This window comes from Clostridium sp. AM33-3, from assembly GCF_003480315.1.
In the GTDB taxonomy this organism is placed as follows: domain Bacteria; phylum Bacillota; class Clostridia; order Lachnospirales; family Lachnospiraceae; genus Brotaphodocola.
The window spans coordinates 25644-36531 of record NZ_QUIV01000031.1; the positions used below are offsets into that span (position 1 = coordinate 25644).

The window sequence follows — 10888 nt, forward strand, 5'->3', positions numbered from 1 at the left end:
GAACTGGTCAAATGGTTTACACATAACGGGCCTGGTGTTATATTTGAGACAGATACATAAAATCTGTCTCATTTTTTATTTGGAGGAATCATATGATGCTTTACGAAAACACAAGAACTGTTTACGATCTGGTGCACAACGCGGCGGCAGAGCATGGAGACCGTGTTTTTTTGCAATATGAAGAAAATGGAATTATTTTCCGTGTAACCTACAAAGAATTCGCATGTGAGTGTGATGCTATTGCTGCCTGGGCCAGGGAAAAGCGTGCGCAGGTGGGACACAAGTTAAAGGTTGGTATTCTGGGAGTCAGCAGTCATCATTATCTGGCCGTACTGCTTGGCGTGATGAGCGGAGGCGATACCGGCATTCCGCTGGATGTCCAGCTCAACGCACAAAAGCTGGCAGACTGCTTAAACCGTTCCGATGTGGACGTGCTGTTTTACGACTGGGCTTTCCATCCGCTGACCGAGGAAGTGAAGGATAACTGCCCAACGGTAGTGGAGTATATTTCCCTGCAGCATGGAAAGCATGTGAACTGCTCCGATAAGATCCTAAAAGCCTATGAGGGGCAGCATGTGGAGTCTGACGCAAAGGCCGATGAGTGTGCCATGATCCTGTTTACCTCCGGGACCACAGGACGCGGCAAGGGCGTGATGCTGTCCAATGGAAACCTCATGGACAACAATTTCTGCACCACAGACAACAACCATCCGGAGCAGGAAATTTACTTAAATGTCCTGCCGATTCATCATGTGTTCTGCTTAAATGGAGATGTGTTTACCGTTATGCGTTATGGAGGAATCCTCTGTTTGAACCGTGATATGAAGAAGCTGGCAGAGCATATATTACTGTTTGAACCGACGGTCATCCGCATGGTTCCGATGATGGCAAAGGCACTTTACAACCGCATTGCTATCTTAAACCGGCAGCGCCCGGAGATGCCCATCCGCAAGGTAAAAGAGCAGGTGCTTGGTACCAGGCTTCACAAGATCATCAGCGGCGGCGGATACCTGGCACCGGATCTGGCAGCCAATTACCAGCGCCTCGGTATTGCTATTGCCCAGGGCTACGGCATGTCGGAGTGTTCCCCGAAAATTTCTTCTCCGGACTGGACAAGACCGGATAAGATTGCGTCCGTGGGGCGTATTGTAGACCGCTGTGAGGTGCGTATCGTGGACGGCGAGATCCAGGTCAAGAGTCCGTCTGTCATGATGGGATATTACAAGGAACCGGACAAGACTGCGGAGGCCATCACACCGGATGGCTGGCTTTGTACGGGAGATATCGGCCATGTGGACGAGGAGGGCTTTCTGTACCTGACCGGTCGGAAAAAGAACCTCATTATCTTAAGCAACGGTGAGAATGTGGCACCTGAGGAGCTGGAAAATCTCTTTGAGGATGAGCGTCTGATCGAGGATATTCTGGTGTACGGCGAGGACGATACGATCTGTGCGGAGATATACCCGAATTTTAAATATGCGGAAGCTGCAAATATTGCCGATATTGAGAGCACGGTGGCTCAGATTATCAAAAAACACAATGAGGAACTGCCGACGTTCAAGCGCATTCTGCGCAGCAGGATAAGAGAAGTTCCTTTTGCAAAAACCTCTTCCAAAAAGATTATCCGCAGCCAGTATCTGGAGGGAAAACAGAAAGAAGAGCAGGAGGAGAAGCGTTTCCGTATGCCGGAAAATGAGTTTCAGAATCAGATTTATGACTGCATTGCCGCTGTACTGGGGCACCGTCGTTTTGGCATTGATACAGAGCTCTACGAGGCAGGACTGGATTCCCTTGGAAGCGTGCTGTTACTCACGGATCTGTACCAGATCTTAAAGGTTTCCATGACCCTGGATGACCTCTTACAGCATGCTTCGGTGCTGAAGCTGGAAGAATTTGCCCGGGAGGGAGCCGGCGCAGAGCAGGTGGATCACACAGTGCGGCAGGTCTATCCGTTAACCAATCTGCAGCTTTATTTTGCCTATGTCATGCGTGGAAATACTACGGCAAATCTGCCGTTTCTCTATAAACTGGACGAACGGACGGATCTGCGCCGCTTAAAGTTTGCGGTGGAGCAGCTTTTTGAGGTGCACCCGGAGCTAAAGGCCATCATCCAGATGGCAGAGGGCCGTTACCAGATCATCCGTGATGATAAGAGAAAGATTGACATTCCGATCGTGAGATTAAGCAATGTCCAGTGGGAGGAAACGAGAAAAGGATTGCTGTATCCGTACCTTTACGGAGAGGGTGAGAACCTGTTCCATATCGGTATTTATGAGACGGATTCCGCCAATTATTTCTTCTTTGATATTGCCCATATTATGGGGGACGGTATGACCATGAACGTGCTGTTTGAGGACTTAAACCAGCTTTATCTCGGTAGGGCTGTGGAGCCGGAAACCTACACCTTCTACGAATATATCCTGGATGAAAAGGATCGGGATGCGAGAGGACTCCGGACAAAGAATGAGACGTATTTCCGGGGCCTGATGAAGGACTTTAAGATTCGTAAGAGCATCCTCACCCGCAAGGACTGCTACAGCCTGGAGCATGGCGTGGATGCTGATTTAAAGGGACGTTTTACGAGCCTGAACCGCCGTAATGTGAGCGCATTTTGTAAAAAGCTTGGCGTTTCGGAAAATGTATTTTTCCTGACGGCCTATAACTTAAGCATTGGCCTGTTCAGCAACGAAAAGGATACCGTTTCCTCCTCCATTCACAGCGGAAGAACCGACAGCCGCTGGAACCGCCTGGCAGGACCTTTGTTCCTTACCTATTTCTTCCGGAACAAAGAAGGTGTGGATCAGACCGTGCCGGAGCTTTTGAAGACGAATGCAACGCAGATCATGGATACCATGCGCTGCTACATATCGAACCTGCACGCAGATGAGATGTTCTTCCAGTACCAGGGGGATATCTTAAATATCGATACCGTGGGAGGGTATCCGGCAGAACGCCAGCGCATGCAGCTGGATTCTTTGCCGTTCCATCTGCAGGTATTTACTGATGCGAAGGGCTATTACTATGAGCTGCGCTACTGGGAGAACCGGTTTGACACCCGCCAGCTTCATGATTTCCTGACGGTGATGGAGTCTCTGATGGATGCTATGCAGGAGGAGACACTGGTGCGCCGTTTAAGCCGCCGCCTGCCGGACCGTCTGTTTCCGCTGCATTACACCATTACTGTGGGAGAACTGAATCAGGCAGCGAAAGGCCAGCTGGTGACCGGCGTGGATGGAAAAGAACCGGTTAAAGTTTATGTGTTTGATGAAAACTGCAGGAAGAAGCCGTTTGGTGCCTGGGGAGAGCTGTATGTGATGGACTGTAAACCGGAGCAGGTGCTGGATGAGATCACCAATCCATATGGGCCTGGAAAACTTTACGATAGCGGGCGGACCGCGAGAATTCTGCCGGACGGTTCCCTGGATTTTTTGGAGCAGGGTGGCAGGACCATCATGCAGGAAGGTCTGACTGGTCGTCAGTTCCACGATCTGTATCAGATCGAAACGGCTTTAAAACAGGTGCCGGGTGTGGAGGAAGCCGCCGCCTATGTGCGTTATGCTGATGGCAACAAGCTGGTACTGACAGCAGAAGTGAAGGGCACTATGGGGCAGAATGCTGATGTACTGAAAGCACAGGTGGAGGCGCAGTGCGGCAAGGCTCATGTACCGGATATTCTCTGGAGATGATCAAAATATTTATTGAAAATTCAAATAAATAGCAATAATGAATTAATGAATACAATTAGACAAAAACTGCGAGAACCGATAAAATGAAAGGACAAAATCATTTACGGGAGACAGAAAAAATGTTCATTGACCTTCATTTACATGAATCCGCTTATTCGCCGGACAGTCAGATGACGCTGGACGAGCTTGTGCAGGCAGCACGGGAAAAGAGACTTATTTCCGCAGCTGAGCTTGGCTATCTGGAGCAGTATGAGTCTCCGGAAGCAGAGGCGATTGATGCAGGTTATCGTGATAAAGACGGTTACTGGACCGGACTTGCGCTGGTTCCGGCAGGCCTCCTGGTAAACAACGATGTCCTGAAGGAAAAGGGACTGGAAGCACCGAAAACCTGGGAAGATCTGGCAGATCCGAAGTATAAAGACGAGATCATTATGGCATCTCCGGCTATCTCCGGTACCCAGTACGCAATCCTGAACGGAACCCTCCAGGCCTGGGGAGAAGAGAAGGGCTGGGAGATTTGGACTGCCATCAATGACAACGTGGATTTCTATGCAAAGGGCGGCGGTGAGCCGGGCCCGAAGGTATGCGCAGGCGAGTACGGAATTGGAATTCTTGCCATGACAGGCGGCACCTTTGCACTGGAGAAAGAGTACCCGGTTACCGCAGTTTATCCGGAAGATATGATTCCGTGGACTCCGGCGCCGATCGCAATTTTCAAAAACTCTGAGAACAAGGATGCGGCAAAAGTATTTGTGGATTACTATCTTTCCAAAGAGGGTCAGGAGGTTTTAAGAGAAGCAGACGCAAGAGTTATGGCACGCGGTGATGTAGATGTTCCGTCAGAGATCGGAACCGTAGATACCACGAAGCTGATCAAGCAGGATGTACTCTTATTTGGCTCTGAGAGAGAAGCTCTTCTGGAAAAATGGGATGAGCTTGCAGGCGAAAAGGACTCATAAAAAAATATGAAACAGGATATGAAAATCATCCGCAGAAGATGCCGGACAGCTAAGATGCTGGACCGGCTCCTTCTGTTTTTATTGCTTGCGGGGATTGCCGTTTTTATCCTGTATCCGCTCGTTTCCCTGATTGGAAGGAGCGTGTTTAAAAACGGCATGTTTACCCTGGAATACTACCGGCTGCTCTCTGCACGGTGCTGGAGCGGCAGTTTATGGGATCCCATACAGAGTATCTGGTAACAGATGGAGAAAAAAACTGGCAGGTCAGTCTGTTCGGGCAGGCCGGGAGCCGTTTCCGGCCCGGAATGAAGGTGCGGCTGGACATGCAGGAAAAACGTTATTGAGAAAAAATATCCGAGTCTGCATCTTGACAGATCCGGATATTTTTTCTATACTCAATATACCCTATGGGGGTATGCAAAAGGCAAGAGAAAAAAATCATGCCGGAAGCAGAACTCACGGGAGAATGCTTTTTTATTTCATAGGAAATTGCGTCCTATGAAACAAAAAAGCGCTCCGCAGGGATGCGCACTCGGCGCAAAGGTAGATGGTTGCTGAAGCAACCGCGCCTCGGCGCGAGAATGTGCCAAGGCACATTCTTTTTTACAGAAAGGTGGAATTGCATGGAGCATACCGATAAAAGGAAATGCTGCAGTGGAATGGCAGAGCATGCAGAAGCAGCGAAGCCAGATGCCGCAGAGAAAAAAGCGGAGCATAAAGAAGGAAAGCCGTGCTGTTGTCATAAAAAGAAAGAACGTTCGGAGAAGGAATACAAGGACCTGATCCATCGCTTAAACCGCATTGAAGGACAGATCCGGGGAATCCGCAACATGGTAGAGCAGGACGCCTACTGTCCGGATATCCTCATTCAGGTGGCTGCGGCCAACGCGGCGCTCAACAGCTTCAACAAGGTCCTTCTTGGAAATCATCTGCGGACCTGCGTGGCCAATGATATACGCGAAGGCCATGATGAGACCATCGATGAGTTATTGAAGGTATTGCAGAGACTGATGAAGTAAAGGTGAGAATCTTTGCTGGCCATGACACAGAGAGCAAGTGGCAGTGAGGAGAGATTTCGAAGCAATGCGAGGCGGATAAGAAAACAGTATTCCGGGCATGGTAAAGAAGAATGCAATTGGGAAGAAGCAGTTGCAGGGGGAATCGAAAAAGGAGGAAACGACAACAAGATGGAACAGTATACAGTAACCGGCATGAGCTGCGCGGCCTGCAGCAGCCGCGTGGAAAAAGCGGTTTCCGGGGTGCCTGGTGTTACAGGCTGTTCGGTCAGCCTGCTGACCAATTCCATGGGTGTGGAAGGCACGGCATCGTCCGCTGATATCATCAAGGCGGTGCAGGATGCCGGATATGGCGCGTCTGTAAAGGGCGCGGGAAAAGAGGGCAGTGTACGGGCACAGTCCTTAGACGCGGAGGAAGCGTTAAAAGATCATGAGACTCCGGTCTTAAAGCGCAGGCTCTGGTATTCCGTTGGATTTCTGATCGTTCTCATGTATTTTTCCATGGGACATATGATGTGGGGCTGGCCGCTTCCGGCATTTTTTGACGGAAACCATGTGGCGATGGGGCTGATCCAGCTGATCTTAACCGCCATCGTTATGGTCATCAACCAGAAATTCTTCATCAGCGGTTTTAAGAGCCTGTGGCACAAAGCTCCGAACATGGATACCCTGGTGGCCCTCGGTTCCATGGCGGCATTTACTTACAGTACCTACGCACTGTTTGCCATGACCGATGCCCAGGTAAAGGGCAATGCGGACGCTGCCATGAGCTACATGCATGAGTTTTATTTTGAATCCGCAGCCATGATCCTGACCCTCATCACCGTGGGCAAGATGCTGGAGGCGCGCTCCAAAGGAAAAACCACCGATGCGTTAAAGAGCCTGATGAAGCTGGCTCCGAAGACTGCGGTGCTGGTTCGGGACGGCGAAGAAGTCACTGTCGGCATTGAACAGGTACAGAAAGGAGATGTCTTCGTTGTCCGTCCGGGCGAGAACATTCCGGTGGATGGCATTGTATTAGAAGGAAGCAGTGCCGTGAACGAGGCAGCCCTCACCGGTGAGAGCATCCCGGTGGATAAGACCGTAGGTGACAGTGTTTCCGCGGCAACGGTAAACCAGTCCGGCTTTATCCGCTGCGAGGCAGTCAGAGTCGGAGAAGATACGACTCTGTCCCAGATCATCCAGATGGTCAGTGATGCGGCTGCCACCAAGGCGCCGATCGCAAAGGTTGCCGACAGGGTATCCGGTGTGTTTGTACCGACTGTTATTACTATTGCAGTCATTACAACCATTGTATGGCTGCTGGCTGGCCAGAGCGTGGGCTTTGCGCTGGCCCGGGGCATTTCCGTTCTGGTCATCAGCTGTCCGTGTGCACTGGGGCTTGCGACTCCGGTTGCCATTATGGTGGGCAACGGCATGGGCGCAAAGCATGGCATTATGTTTAAGACTGCGGTTTCCCTGGAGGAAGCGGGCAAGATGGATATTGTGGCACTGGATAAGACCGGTACCATCACCAGCGGCGAGCCGAAGGTGACCGATATCATCCTGGCAGAAGCAAAGAGTGAGCAGGAGCTTCTGGCACTGGCCTGCAGCCTGGAGAAGAAGAGTGAGCATCCGCTGGCCCGCGCTATCAACGAGCGCGCCCGGGCAGACGGCATTACCGCCGGTGAGGTGGATGATTTCACGGCGCTTCCGGGCAACGGACTCTCCGGTATTTACGAGGGCAGTGAGCTCTGCGGAGGAAACGCGAACTTTATCAGCAGTGTTGCAGCGGTATCCGATGAGATCCGAGCGAAAGCAGAAAAGCTTGCGGAAGCAGGCAAGACCCCGCTGTATTTCAGCCGTGACGGACAGCTTCTTGGTATTGTTGCGGTGGCGGATGTCATCAAGGAAGACAGCCCGCGGGCGGTTAAAGAACTGCAGAACATGGGCATCCGCGTTGTGATGCTGACCGGTGATAACGAGCGCACTGCGAAAGCTATCGGCGCCCAGGCCGGTGTGGACGAGGTCATCGCAGGCGTGCTTCCGGAAGGAAAAGAGAGCGTGATCCGTTCTCTGAAAGAACAGGGCAAGGTAGCCATGGTCGGTGACGGAATCAACGATGCTCCGGCGCTGACCCGTGCGGATATTGGTATTGCCATCGGAGCAGGAACGGATATTGCCATCGATGCAGCCGATGTGGTTCTGATGAAGAGCCGCTTAAGCGATGTCCCGGCAGCCATCCGGTTAAGCCGCGCAACGCTGCGTAACATCCACGAGAACCTGTTCTGGGCATTTTTCTACAACGTTATCGGCATTCCGCTGGCAGCCGGAATCTGGTATCCGCTGTTCGGACTGAAGTTAAACCCAATGTTCGGCGCGGCAGCCATGAGCCTTTCCAGTTTCTGTGTCGTAACCAATGCCCTGCGCCTGAATCTGTTTCAGATGTATGACGCGTCCAAAGATAGGAAGAAAAAACAAAGCAGACCACATGATGAAAGTCATGTTGATCATAAAGAGAAAAAGGAGAAGAGTGCTATGACAAAGACTATGAAAATCGAAGGAATGATGTGCGGACACTGTGAGGCCAGAGTGAAAAAGACCCTTGAGGGCATCGAAGGCGTAACCGAGGCAGTGGTAAGCCATGAGAAGGGAACCGCAGTTGTAACCCTGGAGAAGGAAGTTGCAGACAGCGTTCTGAAAGAGGCTGTTGAGGCACAGGATTACAAGGTCGTATCAGTACAGTAAACACGAGCGGCGCACCGACAGGTGTGCCGCGAACGTATGAAGGAGAAATAAATGTCACATTCACAGAACTCCATGGGATATATGGTGGTGCTTTGCATCATCCTGTACATAGTAGGCGTATCTATTTATCTCTTTGTAAAATTTGTAAGAAAGAAACTGGATGAGGCGAGAGACCGCAGATTCCAGAAAGAACATCAGGTAAATCCGATGGCAGAAGCAGCCAAAGAAAAGCCGGATGAAAAATAGAGACTGAAGGAAAGACAGAAAAAAGAAGGGAGCAATCAGTCATGACAGATATCATTGTAATTTTGGTCATTGCAGTATTCGTTCTTCTTGGTGTAAAATCCACCATCAAGCATTTTAAAGGTGAGGGAGCCTGCTGCGGTGGCGGCGGTGGAAGCCTTCCGCCGGAAGAAAAAAAGCTGGAGAATCCGGTTATCGGAAAGAAAATCGTCAAAATCTCCGGCATGCACTGCGAGCACTGTGTAAATGCAGTCACCGAAGCCATCAACAAGATCGACGGCGCATCCGCAAAAGTCAGCCTGCACGGCAAAAAAGCTGTTGTCAGCTTCGACCGGGAGCTGGATGAGGCGGTGTTGAAGAAGACCATTGAAGATGCGGGATATACCGTAGAGGAAATGAAATAAGAATTATAAAAGCCGGAAAGTGGGTTAATAAGCTGCTTTCCGGCTTTTGTTGTTTCTAAAAAAAATGGTCTGTGTTATACTAAAAAACAAGAAACAATTGAAAATTGGGTTTTGATAAGGAGGCGGCTGAAATGGACACAAGAACTATGAAAACCATACTGGAAATAGGCGAGACTATTGCGGTCGAATTCAAAAGATGTGGAAATGGAATTGAAAGTGATGTATACGAAACAGTATGCTCGTTTTTAAACCGTTTTGGAGGAGATATATTTCTGGGGGTTCTGGATGACGGAACCGTTTCTGGTGTGCCGGAAAAGCAGGCTCCAGATATGGTAAAAAATTTTATTAGCTGTATTAGTAATCCTGCATTGTTTTCACCGACTATTTATCTCAATCCTGAGATTTTGGATTATGAAGGGAAGAAACTCATTCATATACACATTCTTCCAAGTGCAGAAGTGCACAGCTACAAAAAAGTAATCTATGATCGTGTAAATGATGCTGACGTGAAAGTTACGGCCACAGCTCAGATTGCCCAGATGTATATCCGCAAGCAAGAAATTTACACAGAAAAGAAGATTTTCCCATATGTGGGACTGGAAGATTTACGTCTGGACCTGTTGCCAAAACTCCGGATCATGGCGGCGAATAACAGTGGTCAGACACATCCGTGGAGCAGTATGTCAGACGAGGAAGTATTAAAAAGTACAAGATTGTATAGTATAGACCGTGTCACCGGAGCAAAAGGATACAATCTGGCTGCGGTCATGCTTTTGGGAAAAGATGATGTAATTGCAGATGTGGTACCGGCCTATGTGACGGATGCACTGCTTCGCAAGGTAAATATAGATCGGTATGATGACCGGGAAATTATCAAAACCAACTTGATCGAAAGTTATGAACAGCTCATGGAATTTGGCCGGAAACATCTGCCGGATCGTTTCTTTTTGGAAGAAGACCAGCGGAAGAGTCTTAGAAATATCATTACGCGAGAAATGATAGCCAATACACTGATACACCGGGAATATACCAGTTCCTATCAGGCAAAATTTGTAATAGAAAAAGACCGGATGTATGTAGAAAATGCAAATCGTGCTTCACAACAGGCAGTTCTGACACCGGATGATATCGAACCAAATCCAAAGAATCCGATCATCGCTGCATTCTTTCGGAATATCGGGTATGCGGACCAGCTTGGATCTGGTGTGAGAAATTTGTTCAAATATAGTGAAGTTTATTCAGGGAAAGAGCCAGAGTTTGTAGAGGGAGACGTATTTCGGATTATTGTGCCGTTGGATGAAGCGTTGATGAATGAAGGAACCACCCAGTCCACCCAATCGACCACCCAGTCCACCCAATCGACCACCCAGTCCACCCAATCGACTATTGATGAAGTGGTTCATAATATGCAAGGTGAAATAGAATATGCAATTATGCAGTTGATGATAAATATTCCAGAGATTTCTCAAAAAGAGATAGCGGCAAGAAATGGGCTTAACTTGAATACGGTGAAGTATTATATCCGCAGGATGCAAAAGAAAGGAATGATTGAGCGAGAAGGAACCAACCGAAAAGGAAAATGGATCGTAAAACAATAAGTGAGAAGGAATTAATTCGGAAAGTAGAATATGCGGAAGGGAAAAGAGAAGGTGCGGAGCAGATTTTTACCATTTACAGGCTGCATAAAGAAAAATATACGGAGCAGCAAATCGCGGAGCAGATGGGATTAGATGTAGGAGAGGTGAAAAACGTTCTGGAACGACTTAAGTAGAATGGATATGTAAACAGAAATGAGGGGGAGTATCCCAAAGTTTGTGTAAACCTCCAAACTGATGTAAGATAAAATTACTCAG

General features: G+C 49.1%; 9 protein-coding genes. All 9 read left to right on the top strand.

Annotated features, from left to right (window positions below):
• Positions 1-92 precede the first annotated feature (92 nt).
• The 9 genes from DW819_RS14055 (at position 93) to DW819_RS14100 (ending at position 10806) form a co-directional block, all read left to right on the top strand.
• Positions 93-3686: an AMP-binding protein gene (locus DW819_RS14055; protein WP_118733770.1), complete on the top strand. Its 3594-nt coding sequence runs from the start codon at positions 93-95 to the stop codon at positions 3684-3686.
• 119 nt (positions 3687-3805) lie between these two features.
• Positions 3806-4645, top strand: coding sequence for an extracellular solute-binding protein (locus DW819_RS14060; RefSeq protein WP_243025884.1), 840 nt, complete (start codon positions 3806-3808; stop codon positions 4643-4645).
• Between the two features lie 194 nt (positions 4646-4839).
• The gene (locus DW819_RS16090; RefSeq protein WP_347560209.1) at positions 4840-4989 is read left to right on the top strand and encodes a hypothetical protein; all 150 of its coding nucleotides are present in this window, start codon (positions 4840-4842) and stop codon (positions 4987-4989) included.
• A gap of 315 nt (positions 4990-5304) precedes the next feature.
• A complete protein-coding gene (locus DW819_RS14075; protein WP_118532934.1) occupies positions 5305-5664 on the top strand; it encodes a metal-sensing transcriptional repressor in 360 nt (119 codons plus the stop codon).
• Positions 5665-5832: 168 nt separating this feature from the next.
• Entirely contained in the window at positions 5833-8388 is a 2556-nt protein-coding gene (locus DW819_RS14080) for a heavy metal translocating P-type ATPase (RefSeq protein ID WP_118733781.1), read from the top strand.
• Positions 8389-8439: 51 nt separating this feature from the next.
• The gene (locus DW819_RS14085; protein WP_118733774.1) at positions 8440-8634 is read left to right on the top strand and encodes a hypothetical protein; all 195 of its coding nucleotides are present in this window, start codon (positions 8440-8442) and stop codon (positions 8632-8634) included.
• Between the two features lie 41 nt (positions 8635-8675).
• Entirely contained in the window at positions 8676-9035 is a 360-nt protein-coding gene (locus tag DW819_RS14090; RefSeq protein WP_118733775.1) for a heavy metal-associated domain-containing protein, read from the top strand.
• 131 nt (positions 9036-9166) lie between these two features.
• Positions 9167-10633 carry an RNA-binding domain-containing protein gene (locus DW819_RS14095; protein ID WP_118733776.1) on the top strand — a complete coding sequence of 489 codons (1467 nt, stop codon included), beginning with the start codon at positions 9167-9169 and terminating at the stop codon, positions 10631-10633.
• Entirely contained in the window at positions 10615-10806 is a 192-nt protein-coding gene (locus DW819_RS14100) for a hypothetical protein (protein ID WP_118733777.1), read from the top strand. The genes DW819_RS14095 and DW819_RS14100 overlap by 19 nt, the downstream gene beginning before the upstream one ends.
• The last annotated feature ends 82 nt before the right edge of the window (positions 10807-10888 follow it).